This is a genomic window from Kyrpidia sp. (assembly GCF_023512215.1).
GTDB lineage: Bacteria > Bacillota > Bacilli > Kyrpidiales > Kyrpidiaceae > Kyrpidia > Kyrpidia spormannii.
The window spans coordinates 1-23887 of sequence record NZ_JAILZZ010000047.1 but is presented as its reverse complement, the minus strand read 5'-3'; the positions used below and the strand labels follow the sequence as shown (position 1 = coordinate 23887).

Here is a 23887-nt window from a genome sequence, read left to right as displayed (position 1 = left end):
TTGGAAGAGTCTTTCGTGATCTTGGACGAAGCGCAAAACGCCACCGGAGAGCAGATGAAGATGTTCTTAACCCGGCTGGGACTGGGGTCGAAGATGGTCATTACCGGGGATGTCACCCAGATTGATCTGCCCCGGGGCAAGCGCTCGGGGTTGAAGGAGGCGGCGGAGATTCTCAGGGGAATCGGGGAGATCGCGTTTGTGTATCTCACGGGGACAGACGTCGTCCGCCATCCCTTGGTGCAAAAGATCATTTCAGCCTATCAAGCGGCGGAGGACCGGAGGGATTCACGGAGCCCATCCGGCGAAGCTGCGCCGCTTGGGACACGGGGAGATTGATCCCTCATGCCGATGGGAAGCTTGGCGTGGCCTCCGGCGGCGTTGCCGGGGACCTGGAAGAGCAGCCGCGGGGTACGGGTGTTAATCTATGTCGTGCTGGGGTTTATTTTGTATGGTCTTTTTGTCGGAAACACCCTGCCGCAAAAATACAGTTTTCAGGTGGGGTCGATCAGTGATGTCGACATCAAGGCGCCCACCGACGCCGTGGACACGCTGGCGACCCAGCAACGGAAAGATGACGCAGCGGCGAAAGTGCCCAAACAATATACGGTGGACCCATCGGTGGAGGATTCGGCTCTTCAGGACTTGAGCCACCTGTTTTCCAGTGTGCAGGAGCTTGCGGGGCAGACGTCTTTGTCGCCGGCCCAGCGCTTCCAGCAGCTCAAAGCCGCCGTGCCCCCCGGGCTACAGGTCAGCGATGACGTGCTGAACAGCCTCTTGTCCCTGTCCCCCCAAGAACTGAACACGGTCCGGAACGAGACGAACCGCATGGTGGAACAGTTTTTGGGCCGGGAGTTTGGCCCGGAAGATTTGGCCAGTGCGCCCTCTGAAGTGGATCGACAACTGGTGGGGTTGGACTTGTCCAGGAATGCTCGGCTGGTGATCCACAATTTAACCCTGGCCAGTTTGCGCCCCAACAAGTTGTACGATGTGAAGCGGACGGAGGAATTGCGCCAACAGGCCCGGGACAGTGTGCCCGATGTTTGGATCCAAAAGGGCGAGATTGTGGTGCGGGCCGGAGAGCGGATCACTCCGGAGATTTTGTCGCGCCTTCGAGATCTGAACCTGCTCGCCGAGCAGCCGAATTATCGCCTTTTTCTCGGTTTTGCTGTGGTGATCGCGGGGCTGGTCAGCGCTCTGGCGCTGTACATTGAGCGGATCCAAAAAAAGATTGTTGAGAGCAATCGATTGCTTGTGGTGCTGGGGCTAATTGTGGTGATCGTGGCTTTGGAGGTCAAAGGGGTCAGTATGATATCCCGGCAATTTGACCTTACCAGCTTGGGGTATTTTGTGCCTGTGGCCGTGGGCTCGATGTTGGTGACGATGTTGTTCGACCTCTCTCTGGCGGTGTTTGTTTCGTTTTTGTTTTCCTTTTTCGCCGCTTTTGGGTTTGACGACTCCTTTGCGGTCCAGTTTGTGAGCTTGGTCGGGGCCTTGGCCGGGGCTTTTGCCGTGGCCCGGGTGAAACAGCGTTTTGTCATTGTGCGGGCGGGGTTTGTGGTGGCGATTGTGGATATGATCGCCATTGCGGCGATGCGGGCGCTGTTTACCGGTACGGAGCCAGGTATTTACAATTTTTTACGGACCTTGCTTTTAGGTCTGGCCAATGGCATGTTTTCGGCGATCTTGACCACGGGGTTGCTGCCCTTTTTCGAGTCGGCCTTTGGCCTTCTCACCCCCATGCGCCTGCTTGAGCTATCCAACCCCAACCATCCGCTTTTGCGTAAACTGTTGCTCGAGGCGCCGGGAACGTACCATCATAGCCTCATCGTCGGCAATCTCGCTGAAGCCGCGGCGGAGGTGGTGGGGGCGGATCCCCTGTTGTGCCGGGTGGGGGCCTATTACCACGATGTGGGAAAAGCGAAGCGGCCGGCTTTTTTCGTGGAGAACCAGATGACCCGGGAGAACCCCCACGACAAAATCGCCCCCAGTCTGAGTCATCTGATTATCACGAGCCACGTCCGGGATGGCTTGGAACTTCAGGAGCAACACCGCTTGCCGGAGTCGATACGGGATATCTGCGCCCAGCACCACGGGACCACCGTCCTGTGGTATTTTTACAACAAGGCCCTGGAGCAAGATAAAAGCGGCACTGTGAGCGTGGACAGTTATCGCTATCCCGGGCCCAAACCCCGGTCGAAGGAGGCGGCGGTGGTCATGCTTTGTGACGCTGTGGAGGCGGCGGTGCGGGCCATGGCCCGGCCAACCCCCCAACGCATCGAGGCGGTGATTCGCAAGATCATCCGGGACCGTCTTCAGGACGGACAGTTGGATGAGTCGCAGTTGACCTTGCGGGATCTGGATCAAGTGGCGGAGGCCTTTATGCGAACGCTGAACGGGATTTATCATCCGCGGATTGAATATCCCGAGCCGCCCAAGGCTTCGACCAAGGCCGAATCAAAAGGGGGAGCTCAGGGGTGAACCGAGTTGCGGTGTGGGTGGAACAGGAAAGGGACGCGCAAGGTGTACCCGATGTGGAACGGTTGATCGCTGCCGTGTTGGAGGAAGCCGCGTCCCGCGAGGGGGTGGAAGCGGCGGAAGTCTCGGTGGTACTGGTGGACGACGAGCGCATTCACGAGCTGAACCGCGACTACCGCGGGGTGGATCGACCGACGGATGTCCTGTCCTTTGCGATGCGGGAAGGCGAGGGGGAGCCGGTACAAACCGAAGAGGGCCGGGAGCTTCTCGGGGATATTGTGATCAGTGTGGAGACGGCCGAGCGCCAGGCGAATCAATACGGGCACAGCCTCCGACGGGAATTGGCGTTTCTAGCGGTTCATGGATTTTTGCACCTGCTCGGGTATGATCACCAGTCCCCGGAACAGGAACGGGTGATGTTTGGCAAGCAAGAAGAGGTGTTGAGTGCCCTCGGTATCATGAGGGGGAACCCCGGTGGGCAGCCGTAGGCGCTTGGCGGACAGTTTTCGCTGTGCTGCCGACGGGGTGGTTCATGCCCTGCGAACCCAGAGGAATATGCGGGTTCATTTCGCCCTGGCGGTCGCCGCCCTGGTGGCGGCTCTTTTGTTTCAGCTGTCAACGGTGGAGTTGGCTCTGGTCTTTGTTTCGATTTCCTTTGTGATCGCGGCCGAGTTGTTTAATACAGCTGTCGAAGCGGTGGTCGATTTGGTATCCCCCCAGTATCACCCCCTGGCGCGCATCGCCAAGGACACGGCGGCGGCGGCCGTGCTCCTGGCGGCCATCAATGCGCTGGTGGTGGGGTACTTTGTGTTCCTCGGGAAGATCGACCCGTGGATGCTGCGGGGACTTCAGGAGTTGCGCCGGGATCCTGTGTACGTGACCTTCATTGCCCTGGGCTTGACGATGGCCGTGGGATTCATAGGAAAATCCCGGCACAGGGTGTACAACTATTTTCAGGGGGGCATGCCCAGTATCCACGCGGCGGTGGCCTTTTGCCTGGCGACGGCAATCGGCTATATCACCTGGAATGGGATGGCAACATTGTTGGCTTTCGTTCTGGCAGGGTTGGTGGCCCAAAGTCGGGTGGAAGGCGGGATCCACACTCTGGGGGAAGTGGTGGCCGGGGCGGTGCTGGGGGTGGCGGTGGCGGCCGTCCTGTTTTCTCTTATCCAAGGGTGAGCCTGTGCCCATCCCTTTCGTGAGGCACCGGGGCACCCGGGAATACTGAATAAGGGGGTGAAAGCCCAGTGGTGGACAGCTCAGGATTTCGCTCAGGGTTTGCAGCTTTAGTCGGTCGTCCCAACGTGGGCAAGTCTACGCTGCTCAATCGGCTTATCGGCACGAAGATTGCGATCATGTCGGATAAGCCGCAAACCACTCGGAACCGCATTCGCGGGGTCTTGACCCGGGAGAACGGCCAAGTGATTTTTTTGGACACGCCGGGGGTGCATCGGCCCAAACACCGTCTGGGGGATTATATGACCCGCCTGGCGTTGGCGACGCTCCAGGAGGTGGATCTCGTCCTCTTTGTCATTGACGTGACGTCGAAGTTCGGCCCAGGGGAGCAGGTGATTCTGGATCATTTGCAAGGGGTGGAAACGCCTGTATTCCTGGTGATCAACAAGATCGACCTGGTTTCGCCGAGAGAGTTGCTGCCGATGATCGACGAGCATCGAAAACGGTACCCGTTCCGGGAAGTTGTCCCGGTTTCCGCGGTGAAGGGGACGAACCTCGACCGCCTGGAGGAGCGGATTTATGCCACTTTGCCCGAAGGCCCGCCGTATTATCCGGCAGATCAGGTCACGGATCATCCCGAGTCCTTCATTGTCGCCGAGTTGGTGCGGGAGCAAGTCCTGAATCTCACCCGGGAAGAGGTCCCCCATTCTGTGGCGGTGACGGTGGAAGAAATGACCCCCCGGGAGAATGGCCTGCTTTACATTCGGGCGGTGGTGGTGACGGAGAAGGAGAGTCAAAAGGCGATCCTTATCGGCCGGGAGGGCGGGATGTTGAAGCGGGTGGGCCAGAGGGCCCGAAGAGAAATCGAGGCGCTGCTCGGCTCGCGAGTCTATTTGGACCTCTGGGTGAAGGTAAAGAAAGACTGGCGAAATCGCGAGCCGATCCTGCGCAATTTTGGGTACGTAGAGGATTAAGCGATGCAATGATTCCCTTGCATAGGGCCCCCCGGTTGGGATACGCTAACGGTACTCCGAATCCCAAAGTGAGAGTGATGGGTTGTGCGGGAATTGTCCTGGCGGTGGTTCACCCAGACGGGATCGATCGACGCCTATCTCCTCTATTCACAGTACCAGAGTTCGGAGAACGCGCCGGGGGAGGAGGGAAAAGATCCACCGGCTTCGGGAAGCGAGGAAGCGGAGGCCAAAGTATGAACGTCCAGGTGGAAGGCATTGTGTTGCGGGGAGTGGACTATGGGGAAACCCATCGGATCGTGACATTGCTGACGCCGGAGATCGGGAAGGTCGGGGCCATGGCCCGGGGAGCCAAACGGCCCCAGAGCCGCCTGCGCGCCTTGGTGCAGCCCTTGGTGCGAGGGACATTCTCCCTGGCCTATCGGGGGCAGGGCATGGCGATCATTCGCCAGGGCCAGTGGTTGGAAGGATACCGGGCGATCCAGGAGGATCTCTGGAAGCACGCCTACGCCGGGTATGCGGCGGAGCTGGTCGATCGGTTTGTGGAGGAGGCGACCCCCAACCCCGGAGTTTATGAGTTTTTCCGCCAGTGGCTGGAAGCGCTGGCCGCGGGGAAAGATGCGGAAATTCTCACTCGCTTGTTTGAGTTGCACGTATGCGAGTGGGCGGGGGTGCGGCCGCTGCTCGATCGTTGCGCCGGATGCGGCGCGGCGGTGGGATACGCCCGGATGTTTGATTTGTCCGGCGGCGGGCCTCTTTGCGACCGGTGCCTCGACCTGCGCCGCGGCATTCCCATTCGCCCCCAGACTTGCGCAGTGATGCGCGCCTTGCAGTCGGTGCCCGTAAACCGCCTGGGGGATATACGGGTGGGCCCGGATACCCGCCGGGAGTTGGCCGACCTGCTCGGGGCGTATTTGGAACATCACACCGGGGCCCGCCTGCGGGGCCGGGAGTATATTCGCAGGCTGCGGGAATACGCCTGGCCGGGGCCGCTTGACGGGGCCGGAGGGGATTTGGTATGATTCGATCCGACAAGGACCAAGAACGGGCGAGGAAGGGTCTATAGTACCCGGGGGCACTGACCCCAAGCGAGCCGGGATGGGTGGGAGCCCGGCGGCAGTCCCGGGGAAACGGCAGCCTGGAGCCTGGGTGGAAAAGAGGGTTCGCACCGGAGGTGCGGATCAAGTAGGGTGGAACCGCGGGAGAACCATCTCTCGTCCCTATGGGGCGGGGGATGGTTTTATTTGTTTCCAGAGGTTTAGGCAGGATGTTTTAAAGGAGGCATAACGCGGAGGATGGCCATGACCTTTCAAGAGATGATTCTGCGGCTGCAAGAGTTTTGGGCGGGCCGGGGCTGCGTGCTGGCCCAGCCCTACGATGTGGAAAAGGGTGCCGGGACGATGAACCCCATGACCTTTCTGCGGGTGCTCGGCCCTGACCCGTGGCGGGTGGCCTACGTGGAGCCTTCCCGTCGCCCGGCGGACGGGCGGTACGGCGAGAATCCAAACCGGTTGTACCAGCACCATCAGTATCAGGTGATTCTCAAACCCTCTCCCGAGGACGTCCTCGAACTGTATTTAGAAAGCTTGCGCAGGTTGGACATCGACCCGGAGGAACACGATATCCGGTTTGTGGAGGACAACTGGGAATCCCCGACTCTGGGAGCCTGGGGGTTGGGTTGGGAGGTGTGGCTGGACGGCATGGAGATCACCCAGTTTACGTATTTTCAGCAGGTGGGGGGGTTGGACGTCCGACCCGTGGCGGCGGAGATCACCTACGGGCTGGAGAGGCTCGCCTCGTATATCCAGCAGTGTGACAACGTGTTCGACCTGGTCTGGGTGGAGGGCGTGACTTACCGGGACGTGTTTTTGCGGGGGGAGTACGAGCACTCGAAATACAGCTTCGAGGTTTCAGACGCCGAGCAACTCTTTGAATGGTTTTCCTCCTATGAGCGGGAAGCCCGCCGTGCCCTGGAGGCGGGGTTGGCCCTTCCAGCTTATGATTATGTGTTGAAGTGTTCCCATACGTTCAATCTTCTCGAGGCCCGGGGAGCCATCAGCGTATCCGAGCGGACAGCCTTTATCGGCCGGGTGCGCCAGTTGGCTCGCCTGTGCGCGGAAGCCTATGTCGGGGAAGGGGGGCGGGAGTGATGGCGGCACCGTTTTTGTTGGAAATCGGCGTGGAAGAGTTGCCGGCTCGGTTTGTTCCTGAAGCCCTGGAACAGCTTCGGGTGAGAATGTCCGAATGGTTGGAGGCTCAGCGCCTCGCCCACGGTGCCGTGCAGGTCTATGGCACCCCCCGCCGCCTGACGCTGTACGCGGCGGATCTGGCCGAAAGACAGGAAGATCGGGAATTCCAGGTTCGGGGGCCGTCCCTGAAGGCGGCGAAAGGACCAGATGGCCGCTGGACCAAGGCGGCGGAAGGGTTTGCCCGAAGTCAGGGAGTGGCTGTGGACGATCTGGTGGAGCGGGGGACGCCCCAGGGCGTGTACGTTTACGCGCTGAAGCGAGAAGCCGGCCTTCGGACTCCGGAGCTTCTTGCCGGCTATATCCCGGAGCTCGTCCTCGGCCTCTCCTTTCCGAAGACGATGCGTTGGGGGACGAGGGACGTCCGGTTTGCCCGGCCCATTCGCTGGTTGGTCGCCCTATACGGGGAGGAGGTCGTGCCGGCGGAGGTGGCCGGCGTGAAAACCGGCCGCATCAGCCGAGGGCACCGCACCCTTCACCCCGGGCCGGTGGAGATCCCCGGGGCGGAGGCGTACGTCGATATGCTGGACGCGGCCTTTGTGATGGTGGATGTGGCGCGGAGAAAAGAGGTGATCGTCGATCAGGTTCGCCGGGCGGCGGAAGAGATCGGGGGCCAGGCGGTGATCGACGAGGAGCTGCTGGAGGAAGTGGTGCATTTGGTGGAATGGCCGACTGCTTTCGCCGGGGCCTTTGACCGGGACTTTCTCCAAGTGCCGCCGGAAGTGATCATGCTGACGATGAAAGAAAACCAGCGGTATTTTCCCGTGGTGGACGGGGACGGCGGTCTCATCCCCGGATTCGTGGGGGTGCGAAACGGTGGGGACCACCGGCTGGACGTGGTCAGGGCGGGGAACGAAAAAGTCCTCCGGGCGCGATTGGCGGACGCAAAGTTTTTTTACGACGAAGACCGGAAAATCGCCCCGATTCGCGCGATGGAGCGGTTGCGGAACATCGTTTTCCAAGAGGGCGCCGGCACAATGTACGACAAGGTGGAACGGGTGCGCCGGGTGGCCCTGGCGTTGGCGGACCGGCTCGGGTTGGGACCCCGGGATGTGGAGACGGTGGAGGCGGCGGGCAGGATCCTGAAATTCGACCTGGCCACGCACATGGTGTATGAGTTCCCGGAGCTAGAAGGGGTCATGGGGCGTTATTATGCCTTGGAAGCCGGGGAGGGATCGGAGGTGGCCGAGGCGATCCTGGAGCATCACCGGCCGCGGTTCCCGGGGGACGACTTGCCCGGGAGTCCGGCGGGCACGGTGTTGGCTGTGGCAGACAAAGCGGATACCCTGTGCGCCTCCTTCTATGCCGGCATTCGGCCCACGGGGTCCGAGGATCCCTACGGGCTGCGGAGGAACGCCCTGGGGCTGCTCCAGATTTTGCGCTATCTGGAGATCCCCATCGCCTTGGGCGAAATCCTCGATCTCGCCGAGGAGGCTTTGCGCGCCAGCGGGTTTCAGGACGGCGGGACTTGGCGGGCGGATTTGGACAGTTTTGTCACGACCCGGCTCCGCACTTGGCTGTTGGAGGAAGGTCGGCGCCACGACTTGGTGGATGCGATTCTCGGCCGAGCCGATGAACCCCTTGCTGTCCTGATCGGGCGGGTGCGGTTTTACGAAAGTCTGGCTGACGAAGGCCACTCCGGACTCTACGAGACCGCCGGAGCTGCCAAGCGGGTGCACAATCTCGCGAAAAAGGGTGAAGGCCTCGCCGGGGAGCCGGATCCGGGGCGATTTCAGGACGATGCGGAACGGGCCCTCCACGAAGCCTCCCGGCTGGCGCGCCAGGAGTTGGAAGCGGCCCGGGCTGCGGGGGACGAAAAGAGGGCTCTTGACGCCATGGGCCATCTGAATCGGGCCGTTCACCCGTTCTTTGACCGGGTGATGGTGCTGGTGGAGGACGAGGAGATTCGGGAGAATCGATTGCGCCTCCTGCGGGATGTGGCGGACGTTTACAATCTGTTGCTCGACTGGAGGCAAGTGGTACTGTCTTAAAATCAGTGTGCCATCATGGACCACCCTCTCTTGCGGAAAGGAGGGTGGTCAATTAGTATATACGATATACGGGATAACAGCCAAAAGTATAACACATTGACCGACACCCCTTTCCACATTCAGCGTGATCATTCGGGCCGGGGGTGGTGAGGAACCATCGAATTGACCAAGCGGCAAGAGCAGATTCTTGAAATCGTACGCCGAGAGGGACCGATTACCGGGGAACGAATCGCCGAAAGGTTGCATCTGACCCGGGCGACCCTTCGACCGGACTTGACCGTGCTAACCATGGCCGGGTTTCTGGATGCCCGCCCCCGGGTGGGGTATTTTTACGTCGGCAAGCCCATGGGGGAAGTGATTGCCGACCAGCTTCGCAACATGAAAGTCAAGGACTACAAATCGGTCCCGGTGGTGGTGAGCGAGGCGACCTCGGTGTACGACGCCATTGTGACGATGTTTTTGGAGGACGTGGGGACGCTTTTTGTGGTTCGGGATCAGGCGGTTCTGGCAGGTGTGGTGTCCCGGAAGGACTTGCTGAAAGTGGCGATTGGCGCCCAGGATGTTCGGGAAGTGCCGGTGGGCTTGGCGATGACCCGGATGCCCAATATCATCGTGGTGACGCCGGAGGAGAACGTTTACGAGGCCGCGAGGAAGCTGATCGATTATCAGATCGACGCATTGCCGGTCGTCCGGGTCATGGATGCCCACAGCAAACAACTTGAAGTGGTCGGCCGCTTTACCAAGACGACGATCGCGCGAATCTTCGTCGAGTTGGGATCGGGCCGGGACATCTGAGGAGGGGATCCGGAGCTTTATGCGGCGCATTGTCTACGTGGTTTCCGATTCGGTCGGCGAGACGGCGGAATTCGTCGTTCGGGCGGCCGCCAGTCAGTTCGACGGCGGGAGGGTGGACGTACACCGAATTTCCTTTGTCGACGATGTATCCACGCTCCGGGAGGTGGTGGAGTCCGCCCGGGAGGACGGGGCGCTGATCGCCTTTACACTGATTCTTCCGGAGTTGCGCCGGGAGATCGCTCGGCTGGCGGAGGAGGGCGGGGTGATCGCTGTCGACATCATGGGGCCGATGATGGACGCTTTCGGGAAGGCCTTTGGCACGCCCCCGAAGCTTCGCCCGGGCTTGGTTCATCAGCTGGACGAGGAATACTTTCGCCGGGTGGAGGCGGTGGAGTTCGCCGTCAAATACGATGATGGTCGGGATCCCCGGGGGCTGGTGCGGGCCGATGTGATCTTAATCGGCGTGTCCAGAACGTCGAAGACGCCCCTGAGCATGTATTTGGCGCACCGGCGGTTAAAGGTGGCCAATGTCCCCCTGGTCCCTGAGGTGGATCCGCCTGAGGAGCTGTTTACCCTCCCGGCCAAAAAGATCATCGGTTTGACGATCAACCCTGAGGAACTCAACAAGATCCGGACTGAACGCCTGCGGTCCCTGGGATTGACGGCCCAGGCCAATTACGCGACTCTGGAGCGAATTCTGGTTGAACTGGATTATGCCGAAGGGATCATGAAAAAAATCGGCTGTCCCATTATCGATGTAAGTAGCAAAGCGGTAGAGGAGACGGCGAGTATCGTGCTCGACATTTTGAAGCGGGGGGGAACCCGGGCATGACACAGGTGAAGCAGATTTACGCCTTTGATGAGGGCAACGCCGGAATGCGGGATTTGTTAGGGGGAAAAGGTGCAGGACTGGCGGAGATGACCCGGGCCGGGCTGCCGGTGCCCGAGGGTTTCACCATTACCACAGCGGCGTGCCGGGCGTATTTTACCGCCGGGGGCCAGTGGCCCGAGGGGCTGCTCGACGCCCTGGATGAGGCTGTGTCGCAATTGGAGGAGCGCACGGGGCTGAAGCTGGGGGATCCCGATCGGCCGCTGCTCGTGTCTGTCCGCTCGGGGGCCGTGTTCTCCATGCCCGGGATGATGGATACGATTCTGAATCTGGGACTCAATGATGATACCGTGTTGGGGTTGGCCCGGCGGACGGGGCAGGACCGGTTTGCCTGGGATTGTTATCGCCGTTTTATCCAAATGTACGGGGACGTGGTGCTCGGGGTGGACCACTACGCTTTCGAACAGATCATCGACGAGCAGAAGGCCGCCCGGGGAGTGCGATTGGACACCGAACTTTCGGCCGAGGATTGGAAGGCAGTGGTTGAGAAGTATAAGCAGTTGGTGGAAAAGGAGACCAAACGCCCCTTTCCCCAGAATCCGAGAGAGCAGTTGCTGGGGGCGGTGCGGGCGGTATTTTCGTCCTGGAACAATCAGCGGGCGGTGGTGTACCGCAAAATCCACGGGATTCCGGAAGATCTCGGCACGGCGGTGAATATCCAGCGGATGGTGTTCGGCAATCTCGGGGACGATTCGGGCACCGGGGTGGTGTTCACCCGGAATCCCGCCACCGGGGAGGCGAAGCTGTACGGGGAGTTTCTGTTAAATGCCCAAGGAGAAGACGTGGTGGCCGGGATTCGCACCCCTTCGCCCATTGCCCAGCTAGAAGAGACAATGCCCGAAGTTTACCGCCAGCTCCTGGATGTTGCCCGGAAACTGGAGCGCCACTATCGGGACGTCCAGGACATCGAGTTCACCGTCGAGAGGGGGCGGCTGTTTTTGCTCCAGACCCGGGCGGCAAAACGCACCGCCCAGGCCGCGGTGAAGGCGGCGGTGGATCTCGCCAAAGAGGGAATTATCGACCGCATGGAAGCGATCCGCCGGGTGGATCCAGACAGTTTGACCCAGCTGCTACACCGGCGGATTGACGAGGCGGCCGATCTGGATCGGCTGGCGAAAGGGTTGCCCGCTTCCCCGGGGGCGGCCAGTGGTCGGGTGGTGTTCGACGCCGATGAGGCGGTCCGGAGGGCCAACGAGGGAGAAGCGGTGATTCTCGTCCGGTCGGAGACCACGCCGGAAGACATCCATGGCATCGTGGCCAGTCAAGGAGTCTTGACGTCCCGGGGCGGGATGACCAGCCACGCCGCCGTGGTGGCCCGGGGTATGGGCAAAGCTTGCGTGTGTGGGTGCGAATCGGTGCGGATCGATTTTCGCAAGCGGGAATTCATCGTGGAGGACGGGCGGACCATCCGAGAAGGGGACGTCATTACCATCGATGGCGGAACGGGACAGGTGTACCTCGGGGCGGCTCCCTTGGTGGACCCGGCGTTGTCGCCGGAGTTTCAGGAGTTGTTGGCCTGGGGGGATGAGGTGCGGAAACTGTCGGTCCTGGCCAACGCGGACAATCCGGAAGATGCGGCCAAAGCCCGGGAGTTTGGCGCCCAGGGTATCGGCTTGTGCCGAACGGAGCACATGTTTTTGGGGCCTGATCGGGTTTCGATCGTTCAGCGGATGATTCTGGCGGAAGACGAGGAGGAGCGGGGGAGGGCTCTCGGGGAATTGCTCCCTTTGCAACGGCAGGATTTTGTCGGGATTCTCCGGGCCATGGCCGGCCTGCCGGTGACGGTGCGCCTGCTCGATCCGCCCCTTCACGAGTTTCTCCCCAACCTCGAAGAGCTGATGGTGGAGGTCACGCAACTGAGGGAGCGGGGCGACGACCCGGCCCGCCTGCGGGAGCGGGAACGTTTGTTGCGCAAAGTCCGGGTGTTGCACGAAGCGAATCCGATGCTGGGTCATCGGGGCTGCCGGCTCGGCATCACCTTCCCGGAAGTGTACCGGGTGCAGGTTCGGGCGCTCTATGAGGCGGCGGCGGAGCTGGCGGCCGAGGGTGTGTCCGTGAAGCCGGAAGTCATGATCCCCCTCGTCGGGCACCACCGGGAGCTGGAGATCCTTCGGGCCCAGGTGATTGAGGAAGCGGAGCGGGTTCTTCAGGAGAAGGGTGTGGAGTTGCCCATTAAAGTCGGCACCATGATCGAGGTGCCCCGGGCCGCCCTGACCGCCGGGGAGATCGCCGCCCAGGCCGACTTTTTCTCCTTTGGCACCAACGATTTGACCCAGATGACCTTCGGGTTCAGCCGCGACGACGCGGAGGGGAAGTTTCTCCACGCCTATGTTCAAGGGGGAATTCTCGACGCGGACCCCTTTGTGGTGCTGGATGAGCCGGGTGTGGGCCGGTTGATTCGCTGGGCCGTGCAGGAGGGGCGCATGGCGAATTCAGAACTCAAGGTGGGAATCTGCGGCGAACACGGCGGGGATCCCCGTTCGATCACTTTTTGCCACAAAGTGGGCTTGGATTATGTCAGTTGTTCCCCCTATCGGGTGCCCGTCGCGCGATTGGCCGCCGCCCGGGCCGCCCTGGAATAGTGCTGTGGGGCGAATGATCTTTCGACACAGGAGCCGGTGGACTCGGGTGATGTCGATGTACTTGTCTACGTGTGTCGAAAGTGAATTTTTTGTGGCTGCCTCCCGCCGATCGATCCGGCGGGAGGATTTTTCGAGGAAAAGACGTAAATATGTAGAGCGGGCCTTTACAGCCTTCAGGGGTTTTTGACGGTTTCGCAGGAAATTCGTCGAATCTGCTGTCGGACTGTCGCCGGGGCAGGAATTTGGAGTGGATTGTAGAATACTTTATCTACGTTGGAATTTTAAACGGTGGTGATGAGCTGCAGGAATTTGTCGAGTAGTGTCGAATTGACGTGTTGTTCCTGTCTCTCGGGCGAGGAGGGACATCGTGGCCAGGCGGATTCCGGAAGATCTCATTGATCGTGTGCGGCAAAGTGTGGACATTATCGACGTCATCGGTGAATATGTACACCTCAGGAGGGTTGGGCGCTCATACGTGGGCCTGTGCCCGTTTCATTCCGAACGGACGCCGTCCTTCACCGTCTCGCGGGAGAAGCAAGTGTATCACTGTTTTGGCTGTCAAGCAGGCGGCACTGTTATTCATTTTCTCATGGCGATCGACGGCATTACGTTCCAGGAGGCCGTCCGGAAGCTTGCAGCCCGGTCGGGGATCCCGGTCCCGGATGTCCAGGAGGACGAAGAAGAATCGGGGTACTCCGAGAAACGGCGGGATGCACTCAGGGCCTACGAGCTCGCCGCCAAGTGGTATCAACACTTGCTGTTGAATACGGTCTACGGGAGGCCGGGTCGAACATATCTTGAAAAACGACGCATCTCCACTACCACCGCCCACGATTTTCAGCTGGGGCTCGCACCTGCGTCCCGTGATTCGCTGATGGCGTTTCTCGAGAGAAGGGGGCTCGACCCGGTCCTTCTGATGGAGATCGGGTTGGGGGCGACAGGGGAACACGGCAGATACGACCGGTTCCGGAACCGTTTGATGTTTCCCATCTGGGACGGACAAGGCCGCGTCGTGGCGTTCGGCGGCCGGGTCCTCGGCCGAGGGGAGCCGAAGTACCTGAACTCTCCTGAAACGCCGCTTTTTCACAAGGGTCGCCATCTCTATCCGTGGCACAAGGCGCGATCGGCCCTCCGGAAGACTCGCCGAGCGTTTCTCCTGGAAGGCTATATGGATGTGGTGGCCATGCACCAGGCCGGCTTCACGGCGGCGGTGGCCTCCCTCGGGACGGCACTGACCGAAGAACAGGCCAGGATGTTGAAGCACAACGTCGATGAAGTCATTGTGGTCTACGACGGCGATGACGCCGGTCGGCGCGCAGCGGTACGGGCGGGACTCCTTTTGCAAGGAGTGGGGGTGACAGCCAAAGCCGTTCGCCTTCCCCCAGGGATGGACCCCGACGACCTTCTCAGGGAGAAGGGACCGGAGGCCATGAAGCGGGTGCTGGAACAAGAGACCATGAGTTTGACGGCATTTCGATTGGCGGACCTTAGGGACCGGCGGTCGCTTGCAAACGCCGAAGATCGGGTATCCTTCTTGCAAGAAGCCCTGAATGTCCTGGCGGACGAAGAATCGGCTGTGGAAGCGGAAACCCATCTGCAGAGTCTGTCAAGTGAGTTTCATATATCCCTCGAAGCGTTGAGGCACGATCTAGACGAAACGAGACAAAGACAGACCTTGACGAGGGATAAGCATGGAAACAAGTGGAATACTAATATAGATCCCGCCACAGGACCGCAGGTGAACCATTATCCGCCTCACGTTGCGGCGGAGCGCCAGATGCTCACCTCTATGTTACTCGATCCGGGGGCTGCCAGACAAGTTGAAGAGGTGGTGGCTGACGAATTTTGTGTTGAAAGCCACGCCGTACTGGCCGCCCATCTGTACCGGTATTACGGAGACGGAGGGACAGCGGATCCCACCGCTTTTTTGGAAACGGTGGACGATCCCGCCGTGCGCTCGGTGGTGACTTCTCTGATTATGGAACATGAACGCCGCCGAGATCAAGGCCGGGCGGGGTGGAGTTTAGAGGATTGCTTCGCGACGTGGCGGCTGGCCCGATATGAAGATGCGTTGCGGCAGGTCCGGGAATCTTTCGATGAGGCCGCCCGGGCCGGCCGGTTTGAAGAGATGTATCGACTTCAAGAACAGATGAAAAGCCTCCGGGAGGAGATCGACGCGTTGAAGAACCACCAGGGCGTTTTTTCGCAGTCCCGTACGGAAGGAGGGATTCGATGATGACGGAGCCGGGCGATGACAACAAGGAGCGGCAGCCCGAGGAATCCCTTGATCAGGTCAAACAACAACTCGTGGCGACGGGTCGCAAACGCGGGGCTCTGACGTACCACGAGATTATGGATAGATTGGCGCCTTTTGAGCAAGATCCAGATCAGATTGACGAGTTTTTCGATTATCTGTCGGAACAGGGGATCGAGGTCCTCAATGAGAACGAAGAAGATCTCGTTCTGGAAGAGGACAACGAGCATCCGGCAGAAGAAGAGGATCACGAGGAATACGACCTGGAAGATCTCAGCGTTCCCCCCGGCGTCAAGATCAACGACCCCGTCCGGATGTATTTGAAAGAGATCGGCCGGGTTCCCCTCCTTTCGGCGGAAGAGGAGATCGAGCTGGCCAAGAGAATCGAGCAGGGGGACGAAGAGGCAAAGGCCGGGCTTATCAAAGCCAATTTGCGCCTGGTGGTCAGTATCGCCAAACGGTATGTCGGACGCGGGATGTTGTTTCTGGATCTCATCCAGGAAGGCAACCTCGGACTGATCAAAGCCGTGGAGAAGTTCGATTATCGCAAGGGATATAAATTCAGCACCTATGCGACGTGGTGGATCCGCCAAGCGATTACCCGGGCCATCGCCGATCAAGCGCGGACCATCCGGATTCCGGTTCACATGGTGGAGACGATTAACAAACTGATCCGGGTATCGCGGCAACTGCTTCAAGAGTTGGGGCGGGATCCCACTCCTGAAGAGATCGCCGAGGAGATGGATATGAGCCCGGATAAAGTGCGGGAGATTATGAAGATCGCCCAAGAGCCGGTTTCACTGGAAACGCCCATCGGCGAGGAGGACGACTCCCATTTGGGGGATTTTATCCCGGACGACGACGCGTTGGCGCCGGCCGACGCCGCGGCCTACGAGTTGCTCAAAGAGCAACTGGAGGACGTGTTGGATACCCTGACGGAGCGGGAAGAGAATGTGTTGCGTTTGCGCTTCGGGTTGGACGACGGCCGCACCCGAACCCTGGAAGAGGTCGGGAAGGTGTTCGGCGTCACCCGGGAGAGGATTCGCCAGATCGAGGCCAAGGCCCTGCGCAAACTGCGCCATCCCAGCCGGAGCAAGCGGCTGAAAGATTTTCTGGAGTAAAAAGGAAGATCCTGATGCAAGACATCCGCGAGCGGGCGGGTGTCGTTTTTTTTGCCGGTGGACCGAGAACTCTGGATTGCGGAAATTCCCCCGCCGATCGTATAATAAAATTGAACGAACGCTCAGTCGGATGGGGAGGGGATAGCGGGTGGATTTTGACCTGACGACGGAACAACGGATGATTCGCGACGCAGTACGGGATTTTGCAGAACGGGAAGTGGCGCCAAAGGCGGCAGAGGTGGACCGAACCGGGCGTTTCCCTATTGAAACGTTCAAAAAGATGGGTGAACTTGGCTTTCTCGGCATTCCGTTCCCCGAGGAATACGGCGGAGCGGGAGGTGACACGGTGAGTTATGCCCTCGCCGTCGAGGAGATTGGCCGGGCCTGTGCGAGTACGGGCCTCAGTTACGCCGCCCATATCTCGCTTGGGTCGTATCCGATTTACGCCTTTGGTACCGAGGCCCAGAAAAGGGAGTACCTCGTTCCTCTTGCTCAAGGAGAAGGCCTGGGGGCCTTTGGCCTGACGGAACCGGGGGCAGGTTCGGACGCTTCGGGAACCCGGACGACGGCTGTGCTTGAGGACGGATTTTGGCGGTTGAATGGGTCGAAGAATTTTATCACCAATGCGGGGTACGCCCGGAGTGTGGTGGTGACGGCGGTCACGGATCGGGAGAAGGGCGCCAAGGGAATCAGCGCTTTTATCGTGCCCACGGATAACCCCGGGTTTCGAGTGACCACCACCTACGAGAAACTGGGGCTTCGGGGTTCCAATACTGTCGAATTCGTTCTCGACGAGACCAGGATTCCCGAAGATCATCTTCTCGGGGCCGTGGGTGAAGGGTATAAGCAGTTTTTGATCACTCTGGACGGCGGGCGAATCAGCATCGGGGCCCTGTCGGTGGGGATCGCCCGGGCGGCGTACGAAGCGGCTCTGTCCTACGCCAAGGAACGGGTCCAATTCGGCCGGAGCATTTCGAAATTCCAGGCCATTCAGTTTAAGTTGGCCGATATGGCGATGCACATTGAGATGGCCCGGACCATGGTGCTCAAAGCGGCCTGGCTGAAGGATCAAGGCCGGCCATTCAAAAAAGAGGCGGCCATGGCGAAATTGTTCGCCTCGGAGATGGCCATGCGGACTTGTGACCAAGCGATCCAGATCCACGGCGGGTACGGATATATGAAAGACTATCCGGTGGAACGATATTTTCGAGATGTCAAACTGATGGAGATCGGAGAAGGCACCTCGGAGATTCAGCGGCTGGTTATTGCCCGGGAAATCGGATGTTGATCCGAGTGGTTGGATGATATAATGATAGCGGAGTCCGGGGGAATACCTTTTCCTCCGGCCCGCTGATTCACGAAAAATCTGAAAGGGGACAGGCCATGTTGGACCAAGATCGCCCGAAGATGATCCAGGACAGTCGAAAAATTGCACCTCCAGCTGCTTATGTGCCAAAATCCTACGTCCAAGGGGAAGAGGCGTATCGGACTCTCTACCGGGAGTCGGTAGAATACCCGGAGTCCTTCTGGGCGGCAGTGGCCTCAGAATTGACCTGGATCAAGCCTTGGGAAACGGTGATGGAAGGAAATTTTCCGGACTTTGCCTTTTTTCGCGGCGGATATTTGAATGTCAGCGAAAACTGTGTGGACCGGCACGCCCTGAGTTTTCGACGCAATAAAGTCGCAATTTTTTGGGAGGGTGAAAACGGGCAACGGAGAATCATCACCTACCTTCGCTTGCACGAGAAAGTCCAAAAATTCGCCAATGTCCTCAAAAGGTTTGGGATTCAAAAAGGGGATGTCGTCAGCGTTTACATGCAGAATCTCCCGGAAACCTTTGTGGCCTTGCTTGCGATTCTGCGGATCGGGGCTATTTATAATACGGTATTCGCCGGGTTTTCTCCCGAGGCCCTCCGGGAGCGGGTGGTGGACTCAAAGGCGAAGATGGTGATTTGCGCCAACCGCAGCTATCGCCGGGGTCGCCCCATTCCCTTGAAGGAAAATGTCGATCGGGCGCTGGAAGGGGTCGACACGGTGAAAACGGTGATCGTGTACCGCCGCTCCGACGAGGAGGTGCCCATGAGTCCCGGGCGGGATTATGATTGGCACGAACTGATGGCGGAAGCGGAGCCCATTTGCCCGGTGGAGCCCATGGAAGCCAATGAGCCGGGTCTCTTGATCTACACCAGCGGCACCAGCGGGAAACCGAAGGGGATCGTGCACGCCGGGGGCGGGTTCCTGGTGGGGACCTACGCTTACACAAAATATCAGCTGGACCTCCGGGACGAGGATGTGTACTGGAACACCGCTGACATCGGCTGGTTGACCTCGCATATTTTCGTGCTGATCGGCGGGCTGGCCCTCGGGGTGACCACGGTGCTGTACGAAGGGGCGCTGGATTATCCCCACCCCGGGCGATTGTACGAGATGGTGGAGCGGTACCGGGTCAATAAACTGTTTTCGGCGCCGACGGCTTATCGGATGTTGGTGAAAAATGGCGAGGAGCTGGCTCGGAGGTATCGTTTGTCGACCCTGGAGTTGTTTGCCTCGGTGGGAGAGCCGCTCAATCCCGAAGCTTGGGAATGGGTGTATCGCGTGCTGGGTGGCGGGCGAGCGGTTATCAACAACACCTGGGGCCAGACGGAAACGGGGGGGACTCCTCTGGCCGGGGCGCCGGGGGCGGTGGAGATGAAACCCGGCTCCTGCGGAGTGCCATTTTATGGACATTTCCTGGATGTGGTGGACGGGGATGGAAATCCGGTGCCGGACGGCACCCCGGGGTTCTTGGTGATCCGCAAGCCGTTCCCGAGCCTGGCCCGGGATATTTTCGGCAATCGGCAACGGTACGTGGATACCTATTTCAACGTCATGCCCGGGGTATATTTCACCGGGGACAGTGCGATTCGGGATGAAGATGGGCATTTCTGGGTGCTGGGGCGGGTGGATGATGTGATCAACGTCAGCGGCCACCGGATCAGCACCATGGAGATGGAAAGCGCCCTCATCGCTCATCCGAAAGTGGTGGAGGCGGCGGTGGTGGGCCGGCCGGATCCGGTCAAAGGGGCGGTCCCGGTGGCTTTTGTGATTCTGGAGGCCGGAGCCGAGCGGGGGCCGGATCTGGAGCAGGAGTTGGAGCAATGGGTGGCGGATGAGATCGGATCCTTTGCGCGACCGGCTCAGGTGTATATCGTCGAGACCATGCCTCGGACCCGTTCCGGGAAGATCATTCGCCGCATGTTGCGGGAGTTGATCCAGGAAGGGAAGGTCCAGGGAGACACCACCGGTTTGGAGGATTTTGATGCGGTGGAACGGATCCTGGAGAATTTGCGCGGCCGAACGGGGTTCTAGTATGATGGGGGCGGACGGGTCCGGATGGAGGCCGAGGGCAGTGATGTTCTTCGGGGCGACCATCCCTTGTGGGGCCTTGGATGGTGGACGAGGTCGTGGATGGGGCTTGAGGAGCTGATGGGCGATTCGCTATGGTTCGAGGCTTGCAAGGGTGGAACAGATGGTTCCAAGGTGCCGTATCGTGGCGGATATCGGCAGTGATCACGGGATGCTCGCCTGCCGCTTGATCGAAACGGGCAGAGCCCAGCAGGTGATCGCCGTGGAAAAGCGGCCCGGCCCTTACGCCAGAACCCGCGCCTGTGTCCGGGCGCGCCTGGGTGGGGAGGCTCCGGTGTCGGTGAGGCTCGGTGACGGTCTGGACCCTTTGGAGCCTGGCGAGGTGGAAGTCGTGGTGTTGGCGGGGATGGGGGGTCTCACGATCATCGATATCCTCCGCCGGGGCATGGACAAGCTGGGGCCGAATACCTTGGTGGTGGCCCAGCCGATGAAACATGCGGACGCTCTTCGGCGGTGGTGGCAGGAATCTGGATGGCGGGTGACAGAGGAAGGGCGGGTTGAAGACCGGGGGCGACGGTATGAAGTCATGGCGGCGATGAAACCGGATGCCCCCGGCGAGTCGTTCTTCCGTTCTTTTCGTTGCAGAGCCGAATCCCGGTGAACGAAGCGCTCGGAGATGCACAGGAGGTTTAGCAATGGTCAAAGTCGGAGATATCGTCGCGTGGATGGACGAGTGGGCCCGACCGGCACTGGCCATCGACGGCGATCCAGTGGGGCTGCAGCTCGGGGATCCCGCGAAACCGGTGACAAAGGTTTTGGCAACCCTGGAATTGACCCCGGCCGTGGCGGAGGAGGCGGTGGCCCGGGGAGCCCAACTGGTGGTCTCTCATCACGCCGTTCTTTATCGCCCTGCGGATCGCATTCGGGAAGACGACCCTGCAGGCCGGATGTTACGCCGGCTGATTCAAGCCGACGTTGCGGTGTACAATGCCCACACAAACCTCGATGTTGCTCCGGGCGGCGTGAACGATCAACTGGTGGAGCGTCTGGGGCTGGTGGACGTCGAGGTGCTCGCTCCCACGCGGCACGAGCGCATGTTCAAGCTGGCCGTTTTCGTGCCCGTGGATCACCACCGCCAGGTGCTCGATGCCGTCTGCTCGGCAGGGGCGGGGTGGATCGGGGGGTACAGTTCCTGTACGTTTAACATTCCCGGAAAAGGGACGTTTAAGCCGGAGGAAGGCGCGAATCCGTACATAGGATCGGTGGGGAAGCTGGAAGAGGTGGACGAAATCCGCTTGGAAACGGTGGTTCCTGCCGACCGACTGAATGCGGTGGTGGATGCCATGTTGGCTGCCCATCCCTACGAGGAGGTGGCTTATGATGTCTACCCATTGGAGCGGCCGGTCAAAACCTTCGGGATCGGGCGCATCGGCACCTTGGCAAAGCCTATGGCCTTAAAGGAGTTGGCCGTATTCATCAAAGATCGGCTGGATGCACCCGGGGTGCGGTTTTGTGGGGATGCTTCCCAACGGGTCTCCCGTTTGGCCGTCCTCGGTGGGTCGGGTATGGCATGGGCCGAGGAGGCGAGGAAAAAGGGTGCTGACGCCTTTCTCACCGGGGACGTCAAACATCACGACGCCCTGGATGCCCTGGCGGCGGGTCTGCCTGTTATCGACGCCGGACACTACAGCACTGAACGGTGGATCGTTCCCGTGATCGTCGCCTACCTGCAGGCGAGGGCCGCAGCCCGCGGGGCTCTTGTGGAGGTATTTCCGAGCGATCGCATTCGAGAACCGTTTGCTTTTGTGTGATACAAACCCGCGTGTCATGAGGAGATCTCCCGGGTCATAGGATAGGTTTAGGAGGCTTCGGCGACGGGAGGAGCGATCGACCATGGCGCGGGGTGTGTTGGCATGGGGGGTCGATGGGGCGGCGGCGGTGCTGTTTGCCATTGGGCTGACCTGCATTCACGCGATGATGGCCTTTGAGCAAAAATGCCCGCTTTGCGGTCGCAATCTCGATGGGTTGGAGTCGGGAACGCACGCGCCTGGGAGCGGCGGCCGATGTCACTTTTGTGCGTGGAAAATTACTCCATTGCGAACCGGGAGTCGATAGCTTATAATAAAAGTCTGCGATCCTCTTTCAACCACGCGGGAAGGCAACCGGGCAATCGCGCGTGCAGTGCCGAAAGGCCGCATGCGAGGAAAGTCCGAGCTCCGCAGGGCAGGGTGCTGGGTAACACCCAGTGGGAGCGATCCTAAGGAAAGTGCCACAGAAATGTAGACCGCCGACGGCCCGGCCGGGTGGTTCCCGGGCGGGATCGGGCAAGGATGCAACGGTGCGGTAAGAGCGCACCAGCGGTGCGGAGACGCATCGGCTAGGTAAACCCCACCCGGAGCAAGACCGGATAGGAGCGCAATGCGGTGGCCCGCCGCGCGCTCGGGTAGGTCGCTGGAGCCGGCCGGCAACGGTCGGCCTAGATAGATGATTGCCCCTCCAGATCGGTGGGAGCGCCGCGGGCGCGCCCGAACCACCGGGAGGACAGAACTCGGCTTATAGGTTGCCTTTCCGCGACCCAGAACCCACAGGGGATTTTTCCCTGTGGGTTTTTGCTTATGGGCGACTTTTTACCGAAATCCTTGACCCGTCTGGGGTTGCCGTGTGTTCCTTGACTTATCTCTCCTTGGGGTTATTGTGCTGCAAAAGGCCTGATTTTGCAAGGTAGTTATGGGCTGCAAAACAGGGTGGTTCTCAGAGGGTTATGGGCTACAGAAAAATTGCCGAACCCCTTCATCTGACTTGACTATGCGAGAATCTTTTTTAGGATTTAGAGCATTGGGCGATAAGTCCAAATCTATGCTTTATTCTAAGGGGGTTGATGCAATGGCCGAAGACTTCTATGAGGCCCAAATGGACGCGTTCCTCTTTTCCAATCGGAAGCGGTATCGGAACGTAAAAGGACCGATCACGCTCCATGAAGGTATCTCTGTTGCGGTCAGTGAATGGGCCGGACAGGGAAAATCCAGTTTCACGATCAAGACGTATCAACGTCATCTCATGCAATTTGCCAAGTTTGCACATAAAGCCATCGAGCATCCAGCCTATGTATCAAGAATCGACCGGTTTTGCGTCGCCAAGTACCGGACGTTCCTATACAAACGCGTGACCAAAAAAGGGAAACGGTTATCCGGCCGTTCCATCCAGCTTCACCTGGATTCCCTCAGGGCCTTTTTCAAAGTGATGAAGGACCTTGGGTATGTGCCGACCAATCCGGTGGAGGAAATTGAGTCGAAAGAATATCGCCGCGCACGGGTCGCCACGAATCCCACGGATGAAAGTCCCCTGACGATGGACAAATTGATAGCCCTCTTGACATTGGATTTTCGGGCCATAGGGGGCTATTGGGGGCTTCGGGACAAAGCGTTGTTTTATGTGCTGGCCTTGTTCGGGCTCCGTGAGTCCGAACTCAGGAAGTTAAAGTGGTCTCACTTGCAAGAAGACATTTTGATCCTACCCCGTTGCAAACGAAATTCGGAAGGCGTATACCAAGTAAGGCCGGACTTGCGTGACTTGTTGTACAAAGTTCGCGAGGTGTATGGTTTGCGGGGAGACGATCCGATGTTTATCAGTCAAAACCGGAGCCAACTCAGTAAAACCGGGCTTCAAAAACGGGTGAAAAAGTACGGAAAAATGATTGGCCTACCGAATTTGTGTGCAACGCATTTCCGGACCCGTGTGCTGTCTGAGGTGTCACGGGAGCACGATCCCATCACGGTGCAGAACTATATCGGCCATAAATCACCCGATACCGCGAATCGGTGGTATATCAAACGTCCGAAACGCGAGCTACAAAGGGTATATGAGGCGATATCGGACATGTTACCGCCGATTCGGCTGGACTCCGATCCAGTGTAAGCGGCGGAGGGACGGTTGGCTGGAAGACAAGGCTGGCGGGAGAAGGAAAGAGTACGGATAAACAGGGACGTAAGAGAGATTTTAAGAGGTATTGTTACCGCTACGCCATAATGGCCGAATGCTGACG

At 59.6% G+C, this 23887-nt stretch carries 20 protein-coding genes and 1 other RNA gene; all 21 read left to right on the top strand.

Translation table 11 applies throughout. From position 1 onward, the window contains the following. Window positions 1-336, top strand: a 336-nt coding sequence (locus K6T64_RS13560) for a PhoH family protein (RefSeq protein ID WP_288010695.1), incomplete at its 5' end; no start/stop codon positions are given. 6 nt (window positions 337-342) lie between these two features. Further along, entirely contained in the window at window positions 343-2478 is a 2136-nt protein-coding gene (locus K6T64_RS13555; RefSeq protein WP_100667260.1) for an HD family phosphohydrolase, read from the top strand. After that, window positions 2475-2963: an rRNA maturation RNase YbeY gene (ybeY, locus tag K6T64_RS13550; RefSeq protein ID WP_100667261.1), complete on the top strand. Its 489-nt coding sequence runs from the start codon at window positions 2475-2477 to the stop codon at window positions 2961-2963. Before K6T64_RS13555 ends, ybeY begins: the two co-directional genes overlap by 4 nt. Continuing rightward, entirely contained in the window at window positions 2950-3654 is a 705-nt protein-coding gene (locus tag K6T64_RS13545) for a diacylglycerol kinase (RefSeq protein WP_100667262.1), read from the top strand. Before ybeY ends, K6T64_RS13545 begins: the two co-directional genes overlap by 14 nt. Before the next feature lie 71 nt (window positions 3655-3725). Then, window positions 3726-4625, top strand: a complete 900-nt coding sequence (era, locus tag K6T64_RS13540; RefSeq protein WP_288010697.1) for a GTPase Era — start codon at window positions 3726-3728, stop codon at window positions 4623-4625. An 84-nt stretch (window positions 4626-4709) separates the two neighbouring features. Further along, window positions 4710-4862: a YqzL family protein gene (locus tag K6T64_RS13535; protein WP_157935389.1), complete on the top strand. Its 153-nt coding sequence runs from the start codon at window positions 4710-4712 to the stop codon at window positions 4860-4862. Continuing rightward, window positions 4859-5644, top strand: coding sequence for a DNA repair protein RecO (gene recO / locus K6T64_RS13530; RefSeq protein ID WP_157935390.1), 786 nt, complete (start codon window positions 4859-4861; stop codon window positions 5642-5644). Before K6T64_RS13535 ends, recO begins: the two co-directional genes overlap by 4 nt. Window positions 5645-5923: 279 nt before the next feature. After that, window positions 5924-6772: a glycine--tRNA ligase subunit alpha gene (gene glyQ / locus K6T64_RS13525; RefSeq protein WP_013074828.1), complete on the top strand. Its 849-nt coding sequence runs from the start codon at window positions 5924-5926 to the stop codon at window positions 6770-6772. Next, window positions 6772-8859 (top strand): glycine--tRNA ligase subunit beta, encoded by a 2088-nt coding sequence (glyS, locus tag K6T64_RS13520; protein ID WP_288010694.1) that lies wholly within the window; start codon window positions 6772-6774, stop codon window positions 8857-8859. The genes glyQ and glyS overlap by 1 nt, the downstream gene beginning before the upstream one ends. A 162-nt stretch (window positions 8860-9021) precedes the next feature. Further along, window positions 9022-9654 carry a transcriptional regulator CcpN gene (gene ccpN, locus K6T64_RS13515; RefSeq protein ID WP_100667266.1) on the top strand — a complete coding sequence of 211 codons (633 nt, stop codon included), beginning with the start codon at window positions 9022-9024 and terminating at the stop codon, window positions 9652-9654. Window positions 9655-9673: 19 nt separating this feature from the next. Continuing rightward, on the top strand, window positions 9674-10486 hold the full coding sequence (locus K6T64_RS13510; RefSeq protein WP_100667267.1) for a pyruvate, water dikinase regulatory protein: 813 nt from the start codon (window positions 9674-9676) through the stop codon (window positions 10484-10486). Beyond that, window positions 10483-13125 (top strand): pyruvate, phosphate dikinase, encoded by a 2643-nt coding sequence (ppdK, locus tag K6T64_RS13505; RefSeq protein WP_100667268.1) that lies wholly within the window; start codon window positions 10483-10485, stop codon window positions 13123-13125. Before K6T64_RS13510 ends, ppdK begins: the two co-directional genes overlap by 4 nt. Window positions 13126-13492: 367 nt before the next feature. Further along, the gene (gene dnaG / locus K6T64_RS13500; protein WP_170085284.1) at window positions 13493-15361 is read left to right on the top strand and encodes a DNA primase; all 1869 of its coding nucleotides are present in this window, start codon (window positions 13493-13495) and stop codon (window positions 15359-15361) included. After that, on the top strand, window positions 15361-16500 hold the full coding sequence (rpoD, locus tag K6T64_RS13495) for an RNA polymerase sigma factor RpoD (protein WP_100669204.1): 1140 nt from the start codon (window positions 15361-15363) through the stop codon (window positions 16498-16500). The genes dnaG and rpoD overlap by 1 nt, the downstream gene beginning before the upstream one ends. Window positions 16501-16648: 148 nt before the next feature. Next, window positions 16649-17788 (top strand): acyl-CoA dehydrogenase, encoded by a 1140-nt coding sequence (locus K6T64_RS13490; RefSeq protein WP_288010693.1) that lies wholly within the window; start codon window positions 16649-16651, stop codon window positions 17786-17788. Window positions 17789-17883: 95 nt separating this feature from the next. After that, complete coding sequence (gene acs / locus K6T64_RS13485; RefSeq protein ID WP_288010692.1) at window positions 17884-19848, top strand: acetate--CoA ligase; 1965 nt, start codon at window positions 17884-17886, stop codon at window positions 19846-19848. Between the two features lie 124 nt (window positions 19849-19972). Further along, complete coding sequence (locus tag K6T64_RS13480; RefSeq protein ID WP_288010696.1) at window positions 19973-20506, top strand: class I SAM-dependent methyltransferase; 534 nt, start codon at window positions 19973-19975, stop codon at window positions 20504-20506. A gap of 34 nt (window positions 20507-20540) precedes the next feature. Beyond that, on the top strand, window positions 20541-21656 hold the full coding sequence (locus K6T64_RS13475; RefSeq protein WP_100667273.1) for a Nif3-like dinuclear metal center hexameric protein: 1116 nt from the start codon (window positions 20541-20543) through the stop codon (window positions 21654-21656). Between the two features lie 82 nt (window positions 21657-21738). Continuing rightward, the gene (locus tag K6T64_RS13470) at window positions 21739-21960 is read left to right on the top strand and encodes a hypothetical protein (RefSeq protein WP_100667274.1); all 222 of its coding nucleotides are present in this window, start codon (window positions 21739-21741) and stop codon (window positions 21958-21960) included. Window positions 21961-21999: 39 nt separating this feature from the next. Beyond that, window positions 22000-22417, top strand: an RNA gene (gene rnpB, locus K6T64_RS13465) — RNase P RNA component class A. 311 nt (window positions 22418-22728) lie between these two features. After that, a complete protein-coding gene (locus K6T64_RS13460) occupies window positions 22729-23760 on the top strand; it encodes a tyrosine-type recombinase/integrase (RefSeq protein ID WP_288010691.1) in 1032 nt (343 codons plus the stop codon). Window positions 23761-23887 lie beyond the last annotated feature (127 nt).

What these genes read in the sequence shown, in the direction of transcription:
- glyQ (WP_013074828.1), top strand. Translation starts at nt 5,924, where the DNA reads ATGACCTTTCAAGAGATGATTCTGCGGCTGCAAGAGTTTTGGGCGGGC.
- rpoD (WP_100669204.1), top strand. Translation starts at nt 15,361, where the DNA reads ATGACGGAGCCGGGCGATGACAACAAGGAGCGGCAGCCCGAGGAATCC.
- K6T64_RS13460 (WP_288010691.1), top strand. Translation starts at nt 22,729, where the DNA reads ATGGCCGAAGACTTCTATGAGGCCCAAATGGACGCGTTCCTCTTTTCC.
- ppdK (WP_100667268.1), top strand. Translation starts at nt 10,483, where the DNA reads ATGACACAGGTGAAGCAGATTTACGCCTTTGATGAGGGCAACGCCGGA.
- K6T64_RS13475 (WP_100667273.1), top strand. Translation starts at nt 20,541, where the DNA reads ATGGTCAAAGTCGGAGATATCGTCGCGTGGATGGACGAGTGGGCCCGA.
- K6T64_RS13555 (WP_100667260.1), top strand. Translation starts at nt 343, where the DNA reads ATGCCGATGGGAAGCTTGGCGTGGCCTCCGGCGGCGTTGCCGGGGACC.
- K6T64_RS13470 (WP_100667274.1), top strand. Translation starts at nt 21,739, where the DNA reads ATGGCGCGGGGTGTGTTGGCATGGGGGGTCGATGGGGCGGCGGCGGTG.
- glyS (WP_288010694.1), top strand. Translation starts at nt 6,772, where the DNA reads ATGGCGGCACCGTTTTTGTTGGAAATCGGCGTGGAAGAGTTGCCGGCT.
- K6T64_RS13510 (WP_100667267.1), top strand. Translation starts at nt 9,674, where the DNA reads ATGCGGCGCATTGTCTACGTGGTTTCCGATTCGGTCGGCGAGACGGCG.
- acs (WP_288010692.1), top strand. Translation starts at nt 17,884, where the DNA reads ATGTTGGACCAAGATCGCCCGAAGATGATCCAGGACAGTCGAAAAATT.
- recO (WP_157935390.1), top strand. Translation starts at nt 4,859, where the DNA reads ATGAACGTCCAGGTGGAAGGCATTGTGTTGCGGGGAGTGGACTATGGG.